Source organism: Flavobacterium succinicans LMG 10402 (assembly GCF_000611675.1).
Taxonomy (GTDB): domain Bacteria; phylum Bacteroidota; class Bacteroidia; order Flavobacteriales; family Flavobacteriaceae; genus Flavobacterium; species Flavobacterium succinicans.
Window position 1 is genome coordinate 114,760 of sequence record NZ_JATV01000003.1, and the last position, 20,919, is coordinate 135,678.

Annotated in this window: 15 protein-coding genes; 14 read left to right on the forward strand and 1 reads right to left on the reverse strand. The window is 35.7% G+C overall.

From position 1 onward, the window contains the following. The first annotated feature begins 27 nt into the window (after positions 1-27). On the forward strand, positions 28-2,925 hold the full coding sequence (infB, locus tag AO58_RS0103595) for a translation initiation factor IF-2 (RefSeq protein ID WP_024980387.1): 2,898 nt from the start codon (positions 28-30) through the stop codon (positions 2,923-2,925). Positions 2,926-3,168: 243 nt separating this feature from the next. On the opposite strand, the gene AO58_RS0103600 is transcribed toward infB, so the two are convergent. Beyond that, complete coding sequence (locus tag AO58_RS0103600; RefSeq protein WP_244530673.1) at positions 3,169-3,492, reverse strand: SPOR domain-containing protein; 324 nt, start codon at positions 3,490-3,492, stop codon at positions 3,169-3,171. A gap of 282 nt (positions 3,493-3,774) precedes the next feature. Between AO58_RS0103600 and AO58_RS0103605 the strand changes: the two genes are divergently transcribed. The 13 genes from AO58_RS0103605 to ruvA all read left to right on the forward strand — a co-directional run bounded on the left by AO58_RS0103605 (position 3,775) and on the right by ruvA (position 20,914). Next, on the forward strand, positions 3,775-5,103 hold the full coding sequence (locus AO58_RS0103605) for a c-type cytochrome (RefSeq protein ID WP_024980389.1): 1,329 nt from the start codon (positions 3,775-3,777) through the stop codon (positions 5,101-5,103). 35 nt (positions 5,104-5,138) lie between these two features. Beyond that, a complete protein-coding gene (locus tag AO58_RS0103610; RefSeq protein WP_024980390.1) occupies positions 5,139-8,189 on the forward strand; it encodes a TAT-variant-translocated molybdopterin oxidoreductase in 3,051 nt (1,016 codons plus the stop codon). Positions 8,190-8,225: 36 nt separating this feature from the next. After that, positions 8,226-9,629: an NrfD/PsrC family molybdoenzyme membrane anchor subunit gene (gene nrfD / locus AO58_RS0103615; RefSeq protein ID WP_024980391.1), complete on the forward strand. Its 1,404-nt coding sequence runs from the start codon at positions 8,226-8,228 to the stop codon at positions 9,627-9,629. Next, on the forward strand, positions 9,622-10,146 hold the full coding sequence (locus AO58_RS0103620) for a DUF3341 domain-containing protein (protein ID WP_024980392.1): 525 nt from the start codon (positions 9,622-9,624) through the stop codon (positions 10,144-10,146). Before nrfD ends, AO58_RS0103620 begins: the two co-directional genes overlap by 8 nt. Positions 10,147-10,154: 8 nt before the next feature. Beyond that, positions 10,155-10,700: a c-type cytochrome gene (locus AO58_RS0103625; protein WP_024980393.1), complete on the forward strand. Its 546-nt coding sequence runs from the start codon at positions 10,155-10,157 to the stop codon at positions 10,698-10,700. Between the two features lie 27 nt (positions 10,701-10,727). Next, on the forward strand, positions 10,728-12,203 hold the full coding sequence (locus tag AO58_RS0103630) for a hypothetical protein (RefSeq protein WP_024980394.1): 1,476 nt from the start codon (positions 10,728-10,730) through the stop codon (positions 12,201-12,203). A 20-nt stretch (positions 12,204-12,223) separates the two neighbouring features. After that, positions 12,224-13,378 carry a cytochrome c oxidase subunit II gene (locus AO58_RS0103635; protein ID WP_024980395.1) on the forward strand — a complete coding sequence of 385 codons (1,155 nt, stop codon included), beginning with the start codon at positions 12,224-12,226 and terminating at the stop codon, positions 13,376-13,378. Between the two features lie 28 nt (positions 13,379-13,406). Beyond that, entirely contained in the window at positions 13,407-15,203 is a 1,797-nt protein-coding gene (locus tag AO58_RS0103640; protein ID WP_024980396.1) for a cytochrome c oxidase subunit I, read from the forward strand. Positions 15,204-15,281: 78 nt separating this feature from the next. Then, complete coding sequence (gene ruvB, locus AO58_RS0103645) at positions 15,282-16,304, forward strand: Holliday junction branch migration DNA helicase RuvB (protein ID WP_024980397.1); 1,023 nt, start codon at positions 15,282-15,284, stop codon at positions 16,302-16,304. Between the two features lie 2 nt (positions 16,305-16,306). Then, positions 16,307-17,230, forward strand: coding sequence for a tRNA epoxyqueuosine(34) reductase QueG (gene queG, locus AO58_RS0103650; RefSeq protein WP_024980398.1), 924 nt, complete (start codon positions 16,307-16,309; stop codon positions 17,228-17,230). A gap of 162 nt (positions 17,231-17,392) precedes the next feature. After that, positions 17,393-17,821: a CBS domain-containing protein gene (locus tag AO58_RS0103655; protein WP_024980399.1), complete on the forward strand. Its 429-nt coding sequence runs from the start codon at positions 17,393-17,395 to the stop codon at positions 17,819-17,821. Between the two features lie 135 nt (positions 17,822-17,956). Next, a complete protein-coding gene (locus AO58_RS0103660) occupies positions 17,957-20,242 on the forward strand; it encodes an NADP-dependent malic enzyme (RefSeq protein WP_024980400.1) in 2,286 nt (761 codons plus the stop codon). A gap of 90 nt (positions 20,243-20,332) precedes the next feature. Beyond that, entirely contained in the window at positions 20,333-20,914 is a 582-nt protein-coding gene (gene ruvA, locus AO58_RS0103665) for a Holliday junction branch migration protein RuvA (protein ID WP_024980401.1), read from the forward strand. Positions 20,915-20,919 lie beyond the last annotated feature (5 nt).

The following is a 20,919-nucleotide window of genomic DNA, read 5'->3' on the forward strand; positions in this document are numbered from 1 at the left end:
AAAAAAAGATAATAATAAAAAGGTTTTATGTCTGAAGAGAGAATAATTAGAATAAACAAAGTTTTAAGGGAATTGAATATTTCTTTAGAAAGAGCTGTGGATTATCTTAAGGATAAAGGGATTGGTATTGAATCTAACCCAAACACAAAAATTTCTGAAGAGGTGTACAATGTCTTGTGCGGTCAGTTTGCTGGTGACAAAGGGAATAAAGAGGCATCAAAAGAAGTAGGGGAAGAGAAAAGAAAAGAGAAAGAAGCCTTACGGATCGAAAGAGAAAAAGAAATCGAAACGAAACGCAAAGCGGATGAAGAGCGATTAAAGCAACAAGAAATTATCAAAGCTAGGGCAGTAGTAACTGGTCCAGTTCAAGTTGGTAAAATTGATTTGAATCCTAAAAAAGCAACTTCTGTACCTGCTCCAGCTGCAATTGAAGAGAAAAAGGCTACTCCAGTAGTGAAAGCCGTTGAACCAGCAAAAGAAACTCCCACTGAAACTAAATCTATAGCTCCTGAGGAAACTAAAGTAGCACCTGTTGTTATTAAGCCAATTGAGGTTAGTGTTGAAAAAGAAGTGGTGAAAGAAGTGTCAAAGGAAGTGAAACCACAAGCAGAAAAGCCTAAAAGTGATAAGCCGAAAGAGACTCCTTCGGAACCAACATCACAAGAGCCAGTTGAGGAAACGATTACTACTCAGTATCAAAAACTTTCAGGGACAACGCTTACCGGACAGATTATTGATTTGTCACAATTCAATAAGCCAAAAAAGAAAAAAGAAGAGCCTAAAATTACTCCAAACAAACCTGGTGCGCCTGGTGCAGTAGGAGCTAATAATGCCAATAAAAATAAGCGTAAGCGTATTGCTCCAAAACCAGGTGCTCCAAGACCACCTGCAACTCCAGGGACTCCAAATCCAAATAAAATTACCCCAAACACGGGTGGTGGCGGATTTAATGCGAATAGAAATTCAAGACCTGGATTTGTGAAAGGAAATCGTCCTGCTATAGTAGCCAAAGTGGAGCCTACAGAGGAAGAAGTAAAAAATCAAATTCGTGAAACTTTAGAGAAACTACAAGGTAAAGGTGGAAAATCTAAAGCAGCAAAATATCGTAGAGAAAAAAGAGAAACGCACCGTCAAAAAACGGATGACGAGCAAAGAGCATTAGACGAAGGTAGCAAGACAATCAAGGTAACTGAGTTTGTTACTGTTGGTGAAATTGCGATCATGATGGATGTGCCGATTACTAAAGTTATTGGTACTTGTATGTCGCTTGGAATCATGGTTACGATGAATCAACGTTTGGATGCTGAGACTTTGACTATTGTTTGTGATGAATTTGGATATGAAGTTGAATTTATCACTGTTGACATTGAAGAAGCCATTCAAGTAGTTGAAGATAAAGAAGAAGATTTGGTAACACGTGCTCCTATTGTTACGGTAATGGGTCACGTCGATCACGGTAAAACATCTTTACTGGATTATATTCGTAAGGAAAATGTAATTGCTGGAGAGTCAGGAGGAATTACACAACATATTGGTGCCTACGGAGTAACTTTGGATAATGGTCAAAAAATTGCATTTTTAGATACACCAGGTCACGAAGCTTTTACCGCGATGCGTGCACGTGGTGCTCAAGTTACGGATATTGCAATTATTGTGATTGCAGCAGATGATGATATTATGCCGCAAACTAAAGAGGCTATTTCTCACGCACAAGCTGCTGGAGTGCCAATTATTTTTGCGATAAACAAAATTGATAAACCAAATGCTAATCCTGAAAAAGTTAAAGAAAGATTGGCTGGTATGAACTTATTGGTAGAGGACTGGGGAGGAAAAATTCAATCTCATGATATATCTGCAAAGGTTGGTACGGGTGTAAAAGAATTGTTAGAAAAAGTGTTGTTAGAGGCTGAGATTTTAGATTTAAAATCGAATCCTAATAAAGCAGCTCAAGGAACAGTTGTAGAAGCTTTCTTGGATAAAGGAAAAGGTTATGTGTCTACTATTTTAGTACAACATGGTACTTTAAGGGTAGGAGATTATATGTTAGCAGGTAAGCATCACGGAAAAATTAAAGCGATGCATGATGAACGTGGACATGTGGTTAAAGAAGCAGGTCCTTCAACACCGGTTTCGGTTTTAGGTTTAGATGGTGCTGCAACAGCAGGTGATAAGTTTAATGTTTTTGAAGACGAAAAAGAGGCAAAACAAATTGCAGCTAAACGTTCTCAATTGATGCGTGAACAATCTGTTAGAACGCAACGTCATATTACTTTAGATGAAATTGGTCGAAGAATTGCTTTGGGTCAATTTAAAGAATTGAATATTATTCTTAAAGGAGACGTTGATGGTTCTGTTGAAGCTTTATCTGATTCGTTCTCTAAATTATCAACTGACGAAATTCAAATCAATATTATTCATAAAGGAGTAGGTGCGATTACCGAAACGGATGTAATGTTAGCTTCAGCTTCTGATGCTATTATTATTGGATTTAACGTACGTCCTGCTGGAAATGCAAGACAGTTAGCAGATAAGGAAGAAATAGATATCCGTTACTATTCTATCATTTATGCCGCAATTGACGACTTGAAAGATGCGATGGAAGGAATGTTAGCTCCAGAAATGAAAGAAGAAGTATTAGGAACGGCTGAAATTAGAGAGATCTTCAAGATTTCAAAAGTTGGTTCTATTGCAGGTAGTATGGTTATGGACGGTAAAATCCTTAAAAATGCAAAAATCCGTGTAGTTAGAGAAGGCGTTGTAATTTTTGATGGCGAGCTTATAGCATTGAAACGATTCAAAGACGATGTTAGAGAAGTAGCTAAAGGATATGATTGCGGTATTCAAATCAAAGGATTTAATGATATTGAAGAGCGTGATGTTATTGAATGTTACCATGAAGTTGCTATTAAGAAAAAATTGAAATAGTAATATGTTTTTCACAAAAAAAAGCCTCGTTTATCGAGGCTTTTTTTGTGGCATTAACGTGTTTCTAGTTGAAATCTAATTTATGATAGAGACGGGAATTTAATTTAATCCATTTCGTTCTAAAATAAGAAGAAGTAGGTTTAAAGCTAAAATAGGCGTGTTTGGCTTAGGTTTTTTGTAGTTCATACAATGTGTAAAAGCTGGCTATATATAGCGATTTAAAAAGGGTAGAAAGGTAACGGACTATTTTCCGGGCTTAATTAAAAAAGCTGTTTTATATCTTTTTCTGATGTCAATTAAATTTCTCTCTGCGTCCATTCTGTTTCTAAAATTTCCAACCCAAACTTTGTAATTTGGTGTTTGGAAAATGATAGTTGCATCTAAATTTTTGTTAGATGATTTGAATTCTGTTAACGTTTTTTTAGCAAGATCGCTCGTGCCGTTAAATACTTGTATTTTGTATTGATCAGTAATTGATAAGGTATTATTTATTTTTCTTTTTTCATTTAATAGCTGATCCACGATTGGATCCTGATTAATTTCTGTTTTTTTCTTTTGGGCATCCATTTTCGCTATCGTTATAGTTGCGAGCGCAAAGAAAATTATTCGCTTTTTTAAGTGAGGAAACTTCATAACTGATTGATTTTTATGCAAAAGTAATGCTTTAGTGGAAAAAATGAAAAGCAAACTTTATTTAGAATTAATATAAATTGTATTTAAGACTATTTTAAGATTTTGTGAATAGTTCTTAAAGTGTATTTTTGTCCCGTATTTAAAAAAAAGAAGTGTTTTTTTTCGGGTATACTTTGAAAAAATACATATCAATATTGTGGATAATTACTATACTATATGAAAAAGATGGGTAACCATAGTTCGATGACAAGGAAATTATGTTTTAGTTTAGCATTAATGCTAACGATGTCCTTGAGTTTATTTGCGCAAGATCCTGCCGCTGCTGCTACAGATACAGCTGCGCCAGCACCTAGTGCTGGGGGAGATACAGCTAAAGGAAAGGAATTGTTTAATGCCAATTGTGCTGCATGTCATAAATTAGACGCAAAGGCTACAGGGCCTGCATTAAGAGGTGTAGCTTCTAAGTATGAAATGGCTTGGCTTTACAAGTGGGTTAAAAACAGCTCTGATTTAATTAAGTCAGGTGATGCTGCTGCAGTAAAAGTTTTTGAAGAAAACAATAAAGCAGTAATGACTGCTTTTCCACAGTTGTCAAATGAAGATATTGATAATATTATAGCGTATACTTCAGAGCCAAAAGCAGAAACTCCTGTTGCTGCTGCAGGTGCAACTCCTACTGCTGGGGCTCAGAACCAAGAAGGTGGAATTAGTAACAATGTTATTCTTGGTGCATTGGCATTGGTGATGGCTATGTTGGTAGTTCTTTTGTTTTTTGTGAACAATGTATTGAGAAAAGTTGCTAGAGCAAATGGTATTGAAGTGGAGTCTAAATCACCATCGATGCCTATTTGGAAAGCTTTTGCTAAAAATCAATTTTTAGTTTTAGTTTCTGCTATCCTTTTGTTGTTGTGTAGTGCTTACTTTGTTTATGGGTATTTAATGCAAATTGGTGTAGATCAAGAATATGCTCCAATTCAGCCTATTCATTATTCTCATAAAATCCATGCTGGTGATAATGAAATTAACTGTAAATATTGTCACTCGGCCGCAAGAGTAAGTAAAAATGCTGGTATTCCATCTTTAAATGTTTGTATGAACTGTCATAAAAACATCTCTGAAGTAGCTGAAACAACTGCTACTCCTGAATACAGTAAAGCTTTCTATGATGAGCAAATTCAAAAATTATATGCTGCTGTAGGTTGGGATAAAACTACACAATCTTACACTGGTAAAACGCAACCGGTTAAATGGGTTCGTATTCATAATTTACCAGACTTCGTATATTTCAATCACTCTCAGCACGTAACCGTTGCTGGAATTGAATGTCAAACTTGTCACGGGCCTGTTGAAACGTATGAAATTCAAAAACAATTTGCTCCATTAACAATGGGTTGGTGTATTGATTGTCATAGAAAGACAGATGTTAAAACGGAAGGAAACGAGTATTATACCAAAATTCACGAAGAACTTTCTAAGAAGTATGGTGTTGAGAAATTAACAGCTGCTCAAATGGGAGGTTTGGAGTGTGGTAAATGCCACTATTAAAAAGAAATTATTAAGATTTAATATTTATATATAATATGTCATCAAACAAAAAATACTGGAAAAGTGTTGAAGAACTAGACGGAAATAGTTCTATTGTTGAGGCGCTTAAGAATAACGAGTTTGTTGAAGAGATTCCTACCGATGAATTTTTGGGGAATAGCGATAAATTATCTTCCTCTACTTCACGTCGTGATTTTTTAAAGTACGTTGGTTTTAGTACTGCTGCTGCAACTTTAGCAGCGTGCGAAGGACCTGTAAACAAATCAATACCTTATGTGTTGCAACCTGAGGAAATCATTCCTGGTGTAGCAGATTATTATGCTACAACTGTTTTTGACGGTTTTGATTTTGCTAATTTATTGGTTAAAACTCGTGAAGGACGACCTATTAAAATCGATAATAATACAATAGCAGGAGCTAAATTTTCTGCTAATGCTAGAATACATGCGTCTATATTGTCATTGTATGATAATATGCGTTTGAAAGAGCCTAAAGTAGCAGGAAAAGCTGCTTCTTGGTCTTCAGTAGATGCTAAGTTGAAATCTAGTGTCGCTGAGGCTAAAGCAAAAGGCGGTCAAGTAGTTTTGCTTACCAATACTTTAGCTAGCCCTTCAACAGAAAAATTGATTGCTGAGTTTACAGCTAAAAACCCAAATGCTAAACATGTAGTTTATGATGCTGTATCTTCTTCAGAAGCGCTAGATGCATTTCAAACTGTTTATGGCAAAAGAGCTTTAGTTGATTATGATTTTTCAAAAGCTTCTTTGATTGTTTCTGTAGGAGCTGATTTCTTAGGAGATTGGCAAGGAGGTGGTTTTGATGCTGGATATGCACAAGGTAGAATTCCTAAAGCCGGAAAAATGTCTCGTCATTTTCAATTTGAAGCGAATATGACATTATCTGGTGCTGCTGCTGATAAGCGTGTGCCAATGTCTGTTGCTAATCAAAAACAAGCTTTAGTTCATATATATAATGTTATTACTGGAAATAATGTTTCAGTAAAATTAGATGATAAATTCAAAGCTGAAGTTACAAAAGCTGCTCAACAATTGAAATCTGCAGGTTCCAAAGGAGTTTTGGTTTGTGGGATTCAAGACGTAAATGCGCAGTTATTAGTTTTGGCTATTAATCAAGCTTTATCAAGCGAAGCGTTTGTTACTTCAGGTGCACGTTTGATCAGAAAAGGTTCAAATGCAGCTGTTGCTCAATTATTAAAAGACATGAATGCTGGAATTGTTCATACATTGATTATGAGTGGTGTTAATCCAGTGTATACTTTAGCTGATAGCAAATCATTTGTTGATGGTTTGAAAAAAGTTACTACTTCTGTTGCTTTAACAATCAAAGAAGATGAAACTGCCTTATTGGCTACTATTGCTGCTCCAGTTCCACATTATTTAGAGTCTTGGGGTGATTTGCAATTAACGGAAGGTTCTTATAGTATTACTCAACCAACCATTCGCCCTTTATTTGATACCAAACAATTTCAAGATGTTTTGTTGTCACTAAATGGTATTCCTGGTGCTTATTATGATTACTTGAAAGCGGTTTCGGCTGCAAATTTTGTAGGTTCAAGCTGGAATAAAGTGCTGCATGATGGTATTTATGTTGGTACAGTTGGTACTGCTTCTGCAGGAACAGTTAACTATGGTGCTGCTGCAAATATCTTAGCCAGTGCATCAAGTGTTAAAGGTTTAGAATTAGTGTTGTATACTAAAACTGGTATGGGAGATGGTCAACAAGCCAATAACCCTTGGTTGCAAGAATTTCCAGATCCAATTACGAGAGTTTCTTGGGATAACTATATTACAGTTTCTAATGCTGATGCAACTAAAATTGGATTGTCAAACGAAATTGTGGCTAATGGTGGTTTGAATGGTTCTTACGTGAAGTTAACAGCTAATGGTGTTACTTTAGAGAATGTTCCTGTTATCGTGCAACCTGGTCAAGCGGTTGGAACTGTTGGTATGGCTCTAGGTTACGGACGTAAAGCTGCTCTTAAAGAAGAAATGCAAGTAGGTATTAACGCTTACTCATTATATAAAGATTTTAATGATTTACAAAACGTAACCCTTGAATTGGCTTCTGGAGAACATGAGTTTGCTTGTGTTCAAGGTCAAAAAACATTAATGGGTCGTGGAGATATTATTAAAGAAACTACTTTAGAGATCTTTAATACTAAAGATGCTGCTGTTTGGAATGAACAACCAGTTGTTTCTTTGGATCACAAAGAAGTAGAAGCTACTTCTGTTGGGTTGTGGGATTCTTTCGATCGTTCGATTGGTCATCATTTTAATCTTTCAATTGATTTAAATGCTTGTACTGGTTGTGGAGCATGTGTAATTGCTTGTCATGCTGAAAATAACGTACCAGTTGTTGGAAAAGATGAAATTAGAAGAAGTAGAGATATGCATTGGTTGCGTATCGACAGATATTATTCTTCTGAAAGTACTTTTGCTGGTGATGTTGAAAGAAAAGAGAATATAGCTGGTTTGTCTAGTTCGTTATCTACTTTCAATGAAATGGAAAAAGCAGCGGATAATCCACAAGTTTCTTTCCAGCCTGTTATGTGTCAGCACTGTAATCACGCACCATGTGAAACAGTTTGTCCAGTTGCAGCAACGTCTCATGGTCGTCAAGGTCAAAACCAAATGGCTTATAACCGTTGCGTTGGTACTCGTTACTGTGCGAACAACTGTCCATATAAAGTACGTCGTTTTAACTGGTTCTTGTACAACAAAAACAGCGAGTTCGATTATCATATGAATGATGATTTGGGTAGAATGGTATTAAATCCAGATGTTAACGTTCGTTCTCGTGGAGTTATGGAGAAATGTTCGATGTGTATTCAAATGACACAAGCAACTATTCTTAAAGCGAAAAGAGAAGGTAGAGCGATTAAAGATGGAGAATTCCAAACTGCTTGTTCTAATGCTTGTTCTTCTGGCGCCATGACTTTTGGTGATGTTAATGATAAAGAGGCTGTGGTTGCTAAGTTAGCTGCAGATGAAAGATCATACCATTTGTTAGAGCATGTTGGTACAAAACCAAACGTGGTTTATCAAGTTAAAGTTAGAAATATCTAGTAAAAAAAAATTAATTAAGAATCAATATAAAGGATTATGTCGTCTCACTACGAAGCAGCCATTAGAAAACCCTTAGTTATAGGTGATAAATCTTATCACGATGTAACTGTAGATGTAGCAGCACCTGTTGAAGGTAAAGCTAATAAGCATTGGTGGATTGTATTCACAATCGCATTAACCGCTTTCCTTTGGGGATTGGGTTGTATTATTTACACAGTATCTACCGGTATCGGAACTTGGGGATTAAACAAAACAGTTGGATGGGCCTGGGATATCACTAACTTCGTTTGGTGGGTAGGTATCGGGCACGCTGGAACGTTAATTTCAGCAGTACTTTTACTTTTCCGTCAACGATGGAGAATGGCTATTAACCGTTCTGCGGAAGCCATGACTATCTTCTCAGTTATTCAAGCAGGTTTGTTTCCAATTATTCACATGGGTCGTCCATGGTTAGCGTATTGGGTACTTCCAGTTCCAAATCAATTTGGTTCTCTTTGGGTTAACTTCAACTCACCATTATTATGGGACGTATTTGCAATTTCAACTTATTTGTCAGTTTCATTAGTTTTCTGGTGGACTGGTCTTTTGCCTGATTTTGCCATGTTGCGAGATAGAGCAGTAACGCCTTTTAACAAAAGAGTATATTCTATCCTAAGTTTTGGATGGAGTGGTAGAGCTAAAGATTGGCAACGTTTTGAAGAGGTTTCTCTTGTACTTGCAGGTTTAGCAACTCCACTTGTACTTTCTGTACACACCATTGTATCAATGGACTTTGCTACTTCTGTAATTCCAGGATGGCATACCACCATTTTTCCTCCTTACTTTGTTGCTGGTGCGGTTTTCTCAGGGTTTGCTATGGTTAACACCTTGCTTATTATTATGAGAAAAGTATCTAACTTAGAGGCTTATATTACTGTTCAACATATCGAGTTAATGAATATCGTAATTATGATTACGGGTTCTATTGTAGGTGTTGCTTACATCACTGAATTATTCATCGCTTGGTATTCAGGAGTTGAATACGAACAATATGCATTCTTGAATAGAGCTACTGGGCCTTACTGGTGGGCATATTGGGCAATGATGACGTGTAACGTTTTCTCTCCTCAGTTCATGTGGTTCAAAAAATTACGTACAAGTATCATGTTTTCGTTTGTAATCTCTATTGTTGTAAACATTGGAATGTGGTTTGAGCGTTTCGTAATTATTGTTACTTCTTTGCACAGAGATTATTTACCATCTTCTTGGACGATGTTTTCACCAACCTTTGTTGATATTGGTATTTTTATAGGAACTATTGGATTCTTCTTTGTGTTGTTTTTATTGTATTCAAGAACTTTCCCTGTGATTGCTCAGGCTGAAGTAAAAACAATTTTAAAAGGAAGTGGAGATAACTACAAAAGAGAAAGAGAAGCTAATAAAGATGTACACCATGAGTAATAAAGTAATATACGCTATATACAACGACGATGATGTATTAATGGATGCCGTTAAAAAAACACGTGCAGCACATCATCATATTGAAGAAGTTTTTACCCCTTTTCCTGTACACGGATTAGATAAAGCAATGGGATTGGCACCAACTAGATTAGCTATTTGTGCTTTTATCTATGGTTTGTGTGGTATTTCATTCGCTACTTGGATGATGAATTATATCATGATTCAAGATTGGCCTCAAGATATTGGTGGTAAACCAAGTTTTAGCTACATCGAAAACATGCCAGCTTTTGTGCCAATTATGTTTGAAGAAACAGTTTTCTTTGCTGCTCACTTAATGGTAATCACATTTTACATGAGAAGTAAATTGTGGCCATTTAAACAAGCTGAAAATCCTGATGTTAGAACAACTGATGACCATTTTTTGATGGAAGTAGCGGTTAATAATAATGAAGAAGAATTAGTTTCTTTCTTTAAAAGTACAGGTGCAGTAGAAGTAAATGTAATAGATAAGAATTAATTGTAGCTATGAGAAGTATATATAAATTGACGCTTTTGGCTGGTATTACTTTGTTAGTTTCGTCATGTCAAGATAAATTGACCCCGAACTATCAGTATTTTCCAAACATGTATGAATCTGTAGGTTACGAGACCTATGCAGAGTCTGATGCTTTTAAAGATGGTAAAGAAGGGCAATTGCCTGCTAAGGGTTCTCTTAAAAGAGGATTTGAAGTTTATGAGTATGAAAATTCAACTGCAGGTTATGAATTAGCGAAAGCTAATTTGAAGTCTCCATTGGATTCTTTAAGTAAAAATCCTGAAAAAGGTAAAGAACTTTTTGAAATTTACTGTATGAGTTGTCATGGAGCAACAGGAAATGGTAAAGGTAAATTAGTTGAAAGAGAAAAGTTTCTTGGTGTACCTAGTTATGCTGACCGTCCAATTACGGAAGGAAGTGTATTCCATGTAATTACTTATGGATTGAATTCTATGGGATCACATGCAAATCAATTGAGTGCACAAGAACGTTGGTTAGTGGTAGACTATGTTCTTAAACTAAAAAGCGAATTATAATTGTTGAACAAACTGATCGTAATAGATATGTATACATTTTCAAGTAAATTAAAAACTTTTTCTCTTATCCTAATGGCTGTTGGTTTATTAGGTATTGGTTATGGTTTTTATAGTGCACCAAAAGATATTCAAGAAGTGGAAGCTCTTCTTGCCGCGGATTCACATGGAGGTCATGGAGAAGCTACTCATGCAACTCCTGCCGAAGAACATTCGGCTACAGCTGTTGCTGACCATGCAACTCCTGTTAAAGCTGAAGCTGCTCATAAAGATACAACACATGCAGCTGCCGAAGTTTCCCATGAAACTGCAGGTGATTCAGTTCATGCTGCGCCAGTTGCTGCGCATGATGCACAGGCAAATGCTGTTGCTCATGATGCACACGCAGATGCGGAACATAAAGAGCATTTAGAGCATGTTTTACATCAATTAAGTAATAAGCCATGGGCTGCTGTTTATGTAGCTTGTATCTTTTTCATGTTGTTGTCATTAGGAACTTTAGCTTTCTATGCTATTCAACAGGTTGCTCAAGCGGGTTGGTCACCAGTGTTGTTTAGAGTAATGCAAGGTATCACGGCTTATTTGCCAGTAGGTTCTGTAATATTCTTTATTATTTTAGTTTTATGTGGATTGCATTTTAACCATTTGTTTATCTGGTTAGATCCTGAAGTTGTTGCTCATGATAAATTGATACAAACTAAATCTGGTTATTTGAATTTTCCATTTTGGATTGTTAGAGCTGCTATCTTTTTGTTAGGATGGAATGCTTACAGATATTTTTCTAGAAAAAATTGTTTAGCACAAGACGAATCTGATGATAATTCTTTTTACAAAAAGAATTTTAAGATGTCAGCACTCTTTTTAGTTTTCTTTATTGTTACGGAGTCTATTATGTCTTGGGATTGGATTATGTCTATTGATCCACACTGGTTCAGTACTTTGTTTGGATGGTATGTTTTTGCTAGCTTCTTTGTAAGTGGTATCACTACTATTTGTATGGTAACTTTGTACTTAAAATCTAAAGGATATTTAGAGCATGTAAATACAAGTCACATTCATGATTTAGCTAAGTTTATGTTTGGTATTAGTGTTTTCTGGACGTATTTATGGTTCTCTCAATTTATGTTGATTTGGTATGCTAATATCCCTGAAGAAGTTACTTACTTTGTTACTAGAATTCAACAGTACAATTTACCTTTCTTTGGAGCGGTGGTTATGAATTTCTTATTTCCTCTCTTGATTTTAATTAATACTGATTTTAAGAGAATTACTTGGGTGTTAGTAATGGCAGGTACAGTGATTTTATTGGGTCATTATGTTGATTTCTTCAATATGATTATGCCAGGTACTGTAGGTGATCAATGGTTCATTGGTATTCCTGAGATTGCATCTGTTTTGTTTTTCCTTGGTTTGTTTATATATGTTGTTTTTACAGCACTTACAAAAGCGCCATTGTTGCCTAAAAGAAATCCTTTTATTGAGGAGAGTAAACACTTTCATTATTAATATTTAAACAGAAAAAACAGATGACAAGTTTGTTGGTAATTATAGTTTTAGTTTTATTAGCTGTTGCTCTTTGGCAATTGACTAAGATTTTTGATCTAACTCAAGTTGGATCTAAATCTGATGATTCTCAGATAGCCACTGATAATGATAATAACGTACAAGGATATCTAATGTTTGGTTTTTTAGCCTTCATTTATATTTTTACAATTTATGGTTTGATTAAATGGGGTGATTTGCCTTTGCATACACCTGCATCTGAACATGGGGCTACTGTTGATAGTTTAATGAACATCACTTGGGTATTAATTTTCACAGTACAAGCAATCACTCAAGTATTATTACATTACTTTTCTTTCAAGTATAGAGGTAATAAAGACAGAAAAGCTTTGTATTATGCTGATAACAATAAGTTAGAAGCTATTTGGAGTGTCATTCCGGCAGTGGTTTTAGCAGGTTTGATTTTATATGGTTTGTATGCTTGGACAAACATCATGTTTATCGAAGAAGATGAAGATACTGTTGTAATTGAGTTATATGCGCAACAATTTAAATGGACGGCTAGATATGCTGGTGCTGATCAAGTGTTAGGGAAAGCTAACGTACGTTTGATTGATGGAGTAAATTCTGTTGGTGTTGATATTGCAGATAAAAATGCTGCTGATGATTTCCTAGCCACTGAAATCCACATCCCAAAAGGTAAAAAAGTACTTTTCAAAATGCGCTCTCAAGATGTATTACATTCTGCTTATATGCCTCATTTTAGAGCTCAAATGAACTGCGTTCCTGGTATGGTTACTGAGTTTGGATTTACGCCTACTTATACTACAGCTGAATACAGAGATTTGCCTTTTATGATTGAAAAGGTAGCTCGCATTAACGATTTGCGTTCTAAGAAAAGTACTGAGTTGGTTGCAAAAGGCGGAACTGCTTTAGATCCTTATACTTTCGACTATCTTTTGTTGTGTAACAAAATTTGTGGAGCTTCACACTATAATATGCAAATGAAAGTAGTTGTAGATACTCCAGAGGATTACAAAAAATGGTTAAGTGATAAAGTGGCTTTAGTTAAAGAATACAAAGCATCCAAAGAAGCTCCTGCAACTGATGCTGGAACAGCTAAAGATAGTTCAAGTGTTGCAATTGAGCCGGCTGCTGTTAAAGTAGCAATGAAATAATTAATTAAGAATATTTAAAAGTATATATATGTCAGCAGAAGGTCACGATCACGGACACGATCACGAGCACGAACACCATCATAAGGATACATTCATTACTAAATATATTTTTAGTATTGATCATAAAATGATTGCTAAACAATACTTAATTACTGGTATTGTGATGGGGATTATTGGTGTTGGAATGTCTTTGCTTTTTAGAATGCAATTGGCATGGCCAGAGGAGTCTTTTAAAATATTCAATATTTTATTAGGCGATAAATTTGCTCCCGATGGAGTTATGGCTAATGATATTTATTTAGCTTTGGTTACCATTCATGGAACCATAATGGTTTTCTTTGTTTTGACGGCAGGGTTAAGTGGTACTTTTAGTAACTTATTGATTCCGCTTCAAATTGGTGCTAGAGATATGGCGTCAGGGTTCATGAATATGGTATCATATTGGTTATTTTTCTTGTCAAGTGTAATTATGATTTGCTCTCTTTTTGTAGAAGCAGGTCCAGCTTCTTCTGGATGGACAATTTATCCTCCATTAAGTGCTTTACCTCAAGCAATTCCTGGTTCAGGAACGGGTATGACGCTTTGGTTAGTTTCAATGGCTATTTTTATTGCTTCTTCTTTAATGGGTTCTTTGAATTACGTAGTTACTGTAATCAATTTAAGAACTAAGGGAATGACAATGACTAGAATGCCATTAACTATTTGGGCGTTTTTTGTAACTGCAATTATTGGTATTATTTCCTTTCCAGTTTTGCTTTCAGCTGCTTTATTATTGATCTTTGATAGAAGTTTTGGTACGTCATTCTTCTTATCTGATATATACATTGCAGGGGAGGTTTTACATTATCAAGGTGGATCACCAGTTCTTTTTGAGCATTTATTTTGGTTCTTAGGTCACCCAGAGGTTTACATCGTATTACTACCAGCATTAGGAATTACTTCTGAGATTATTGCTACGAATTCTCGTAAACCAATTTTTGGATATAGAGCGATGATTATGTCTATTTTGGCGATCGCTTTCTTGTCAACAATTGTTTGGGGTCACCATATGTTTATTTCAGGAATGAATCCTTTCTTAGGTTCTGTATTTACATTTACGACTTTATTGATTGCAATTCCATCTGCCGTAAAAGCATTTAATTATATCACTACTTTATGGAAAGGTAACTTACAATTGAACCCAGCGATGTTGTTCTCAATTGGTTTGGTTTCAACTTTCATTACTGGTGGTTTAACTGGAATTATTCTTGGAGATAGTACACTAGATATTAATGTTCACGATACTTACTTTGTGGTAGCTCACTTCCACTTGGTAATGGGTATTTCTGCACTTTATGGAATGTTTGCTGGTGTTTACCATTGGTTCCCAAGAATGTTCGGTAGAATGTTAAATAAGAATTTAGGATACATTCACTTTTGGGTAACTGCAGTATGTGCTTATGGTGTTTTCTTCCCAATGCACTTTATTGGATTAGCTGGTTTACCTAGACGTTACTATACAAATACTAACTTTCCTCTTTTTGATGATTTACAAAATGTGAATGTATTGATTACTACTTTTGCTTTAGTTGGAGGTGCTTTTCAATTGGTATTCTTGTATAACTTCTTTGTAAGTATATTTTATGGTAAGAAAGCTGAACAAAACCCATGGAAATCAAATACTCTTGAATGGACAGCTCCTGTAGAACATATTCACGGTAACTGGCCTGGTGAACTTCCAGAAGTACACAGATGGCCTTATGATTACAGTAAACCGGGTCATGATACTGATTTTGTCCCTCAGAATATTCCAATGAAACCAGGTGAGGAAGTTTTACATCACTAGTAGTTTTAAATATAAGTTAAAAAAGCCTTTCCTTGTGAAAGGCTTTTTTATTGCAAACCCTTTTTTTACCTTTATCGAATGAATGAGAATTTAGACCCTACGAATACTAATTATAATTCGGACGAGCTTGATATAGAAAAAAGATTAAGGCCACTTAGTTTTGACGACTTTGCTGGTCAAGATCAAGTCTTGGAAAATTTGAAAGTCTTTGTTGCAGCTGCTAATCAGCGAAATGAAGCGTTAGACCATACCCTTTTTCATGGACCTCCAGGTTTAGGAAAAACTACGTTAGCTAATATTTTGGCCAATGAATTGCAAGTAGGGATTAAAATAACTTCTGGACCAGTACTTGATAAACCCGGAGATTTAGCAGGTTTGCTTACTAATTTAGAAGAAAGAGATGTCCTTTTTATTGATGAAATTCATCGATTAAGTCCGATTGTAGAGGAATATTTGTATTCTGCCATGGAGGACTTTAAAATTGATATTATGATTGAATCTGGTCCTAATGCAAGAACGGTTCAAATCAATTTAAATCCTTTTACATTGATTGGCGCTACTACTCGTTCGGGTTTACTTACGGCTCCAATGCGTGCTCGTTTTGGTATTTCATCTCGTTTACAATATTATTCTACTGAGTTGCTTACTACTATTGTTGAGCGCAGTTCATCGATTTTTAAAATGCCAATTACCATGGAAGCTGCGATAGAAATTGCTGGAAGAAGTAGAGGTACACCACGAATTGCCAATGCTTTGTTGCGTAGAGTTCGTGATTTTGCTCAGATTAAAGGTAATGGTACCATTGATATAGAAATTGCTCGTTTTGCACTTAAAGCTCTTAATGTTGATGCACACGGGCTGGATGAAATGGATAATAAAATCCTAATCACTATTATTGATAAATTCAAAGGCGGCCCTGTAGGCTTAACTACTTTGGCAACTGCTGTATCCGAGAGTAGTGAAACTATTGAAGAGGTATATGAGCCTTTCTTGATTCAAGAAGGTTTTATTATGAGAACACCACGTGGAAGAGAAGTAACTGAAAAAGCCTATCAACATCTGGGTAAAGTTAGAATGAATGTTCAAGGCGGATTGTTTTAGTAATGATTAATAACAAAGAAAAATATACTCAATTTATAAAAGCCGAATCCAAAAGACTCGGCTTTTTATCTTGTGGTATTTCTAAAGTTGGTTTCCTTGAGAGTGAAGCACCAAGATTAGAGAAGTGGTTGAATCATCAGATGAATGGTCAAATGAGTTATATGGAGAACCATTTTGACAAAAGACTCGATCCTACCCTTTTAGTTGATGGTGCAAAGAGCGTAATCTCTTTGTTATTGAACTATTATCCTTCTGAAGTACAAAATCCAGATTCTTATAAGATTTCAAAATACGCTTTTGGGCAAGATTATCATTTTGTAATTAAAGACAAATTAAAGGAGTTATTGTTTTCCATTCAAAATGAAATTGGTGAAGTTTCAGGAAGAGCATTCGTTGATTCGGCACCTGTTCTAGATAAAGCATGGGCTGCGAAAAGTGGTTTAGGATGGATTGGGAAAAACAGTAATTTAATCGCACAAAAGGTCGGCTCATTTTATTTTATTGCGGAGTTGATTGTTGATCTGGATTTAGTATATGACCATGCTACAACAGATCATTGTGGTACTTGTACTGCTTGTCTTGACTCATGTCCTACTCAAGCTATTGTTTCGCCTTACGTAGTAGACGGGAGTAAATGTATTTCTTATTTTACGATTGAATTAAAGGATAATATTCCAACAGAATTCAAAGGGAAATTTGACGATTGGATTTTTGGTTGTGATGTTTGTCAAGACGTATGTCCTTGGAATCGATTCTCGAAACCCCATCAAGAACCTTTGTTTAACCCCAATCCTGAAATGCTCGGGTGGTCAAAAAAAGACTGGGAAGAAATCACATCTGAAACTTTTAATGCTGTATTTAAAAATTCTCCTCTGAAACGAACCAAATGGAATGGGCTTATTCGTAATGTGGACCACTCAAAATAGTTTTGGCCCCAGAAATACGCTTTAATAATGTGGTTCATGGTAAACGCAGAAAGAGAAGTAGTTGTATGTTTTTTTGTTTCTGTTATTTTTTTTAATTATCGTATTCTTTTGTGTTTTTGAATGTTTATTTTTTTAACTTTATAATTATTTAAATTAATTTATATGACTGTTAATCAAATATTAAGCGCCAAGGGGAAGGATGTGTATTCTATACTTTCCAGTAACACTGTTTACGAAGCGTTAACTGTGATGAGCGAAAAAAACATAGGCGCCATTCTTATCATTGAGGAAGGTATTCTAAAAGGGATTTTATCGGAAAGAGATTATGCTAGAAAAATCGTTTTAAAATCAAAATCTTCTAAGAAAGCATTCGTTCATGAAATCATGGTTACCGAGGTTTTTACAGTTAGTCCCTCAGATAAACTAGAGTACTGCATGGAATTGATGAGCACCAAAAGAGTCCGTCACTTACCAGTAGTTGAAAATGATGTAGTTGTTGGTATCATTTCTATTAGTGATGTTGTAAAAGCAATTATCGAAATGCAAAAAGAAACCATTGCGCATTTAAATTCGTATATCACCCAAGGATAAATAAAAAAAAATATTTTTTAGTAAAAGCTGCATTTGCAGCTTTTTTTTTGTCCTTAAAAGAATCATAAAGTTAATTTTTTAGTTTAATTGTTGTTTTAGAAACTTATCTTTGCGGGTCAGATAAAATCTAAAAAAATGGAGAATAACAACAAAAGAAAGGAAGCTTTATTATACCACGCAAAGCCAACTCCTGGAAAAATTCAAGTAGTACCCACTAAAAAATACGCTACTCAAAGAGACTTGTCATTAGCCTATTCGCCTGGTGTAGCTGAACCTTGTTTAGAAATTGCAAAAGATATTAATAACGTTTATAAATATACGGCAAAAGGAAACTTAGTAGCTGTAATTACCAATGGAACGGCTGTTTTAGGTCTTGGTGACATTGGCCCCGAAGCTTCAAAACCCGTAATGGAGGGAAAAGGACTTTTGTTCAAAATATTTTCGGATATTGATGTGTTTGACATTGAAATCGGAACTAAAAATGTTGACGAATTCATCGAGACAGTAAAAAATATAGCTCCTACTTTCGGAGGAATCAATCTGGAAGATATCAAAGCACCAGAATCTTTTGAAATTGAAAGACGATTGGTGGAAGAATTGAATATTCCGGTCATGCACGACGATCAACACGGAACGGCGATTATCTCTTCTGCAGCGTTAATTAATGCCTTAGAATTAGCCGATAAAAAAGCCGAAGAAGTTAAAATGGTGGTTTCTGGTGCAGGTTCAGCGGCAATAGCTTGTGCAGATTTATATGTGCTTTTAGGCGTTAAACCTGAGAATGTGTATATGTTCAATAGTAAAGGTTTGTTGACTATAGACAATCCTACACTTTCTGAAATGCAAAAAAGATATGCTCGCGAAGGAGAAAAAATCAGTCTAGTAGAGGCGATGAAAGGTTGCGATTTGTTCCTTGGACTGTCTACTAAGGATGTGTTGACACCCGAAATGCTTTTGAGTATGGCGGATAATCCAATAGTATTTGCTATGGCTAATCCCGATCCAGAGATTGAATATAATTTAGCTATTGCTACTCGAAAAGATATCATCATGGCTACGGGGCGTTCGGATTATCCAAACCAAGTAAATAATGTTTTGGGATTCCCTTATATCTTTAGAGGGGCTTTGGATGTTCGTGCGACCAAAATTAATGAAGCCATGAAAATGGCGGCTGTTAGAGCATTGGCTTCTTTGGCTAAAGAATCGGTGCCTGAACAAGTGAATGTAGCGTATGGAGCAACCAAGTTGACCTTCGGACGCGATTATATCATCCCAAAACCATTTGATCCACGTTTGATTTCGGTTGTGGCGCCTGCAGTAGCCAAAGCGGCAATGGACTCAGGAGTAGCTCAACATCCTATTTTGGATTGGGAAAAATATAAAGATGAATTATTGGAGCGTTTAGGTAACGATAATAAATTGGTTCGAATGATTACTACTAGAGCCAAATCAGATCCTAAATCGATCATCTTTGCCGAAGCCGATCATTTGGACGTGTTAAAAGCTGCTCAGATTGTTCATGATGAAGGGATTGGTTTTCCAATTTTGTTAGGAAACAAAGAAATTATTTTAGAATTAAAACAAGAAATAGGTTTTGATGCTAACGTTACCATCATTGATCCTAAAGAAAAAGAAGAAGAAGAAAGACGCAATCGATTTGCCACAAGCTATTGGGAAACCCGAAAAAGAAGAGGAATCTCTTTTCTAGATGCCCAAAAATTAATGCGTGAGCGTAATTATTTTGCCGCAATGATGGTCAATACCGGTGAGGCCGATGCCTTGGTGACTGGACATACCAGAAGTTATCCCTCAGTGGTAAAGCCAATGTTGCAATTGGTAGATAAAGCTCCAGGAGCGTCAATTGTAGCGACCACAAATATCATGATGACCAAAAGAGGTCCCATGTTTTTCTCTGATACATCAATTAATATTAATCCATCAGCTGATGATTTAGCAAAAATTGCTTTAATGACAGCTAAAACAGCTAAAATGTTTGGTGTTACCCCGGTAATTGCCATGGTTTCTTATTCTAATTTTGGTTCATCTCCTAATCCAAATGCAGAGAAAGTTCGACAAGCCGTTAGTTATTTGCACGAAAACCATCCTGACCTTTGTATTGATGGCGAAATTCAAGCCGATTTTGCATTGAATCCAGAAATGCTAAAAGCTAAATTTCCGTTTTCTAAACTAGCCGACAAGAAAGTAAATACCTTGATTTTCCCTAATTTGGAATCGGCCAATATTACTAGTAAGTTATTAAAAGAACTCGATAAAGTGGAATCTATAGGGCCAATTATGCTAGGAATGGGTAAGCCGGTACACGTTTTTCAACTAGGAGCAAGTGTTGAAGAAATGGTAAATATGGCTACCATTGCCATTATCGATGCTCAAGAAAAAGCAAAGAAAAAAGGGGGTAACTAAATTACTCCATTTTATTTAAAAGTCTAGCGGATGATTTTCAGTCAACTGCTAGACTTTTTTTTGTTATATTTGGTTCTTTAAATAGATTAAATGATTGCACATTTACAAGGAAAATTAGTCGAAAAATCACCCACACATGTAGTTATCGATTGTGCTGGTGTAGGTTATCATATTAATATTTCATTACATACTTATTCATTGCTTCCTGCTACTGATTTTGTGAAGCTACACACGCATCTTCAAATTAAAGAAGACGCCCATACTTTATACGGTTTTATAGAAAAATCAGAACGAGAAATATTTCGATTATTATTGTCCGTTTCAGGCATAGGTGCTGGTATTGCTAGAACCATGCTTTCTTCATTAGATCCGAGACAAATTACAAATGCCATCGCTGCTGCAGATGTAGCGACCATTCAATCCATAAAAGGCATTGGCAACAAAACTGCACAACGTGTTATTTTGGATTTGAAAGAAAAAGTAGTAAAATTATACGATTTAGACGAACTTTCCGTTTCGCAAAGCAATACAAATAAAGATGAAGCGTTATCTGCTCTAGAAGTTTTAGGTTTTGTTCGAAAAACTTGTGAGAAAATTATCGAAAAAATTGTCTTAGCAGAACCCGAAGCTACAGTCGAAACTATAATTAAGAAAGCCTTAAAAAGTTTGTAAAAAAA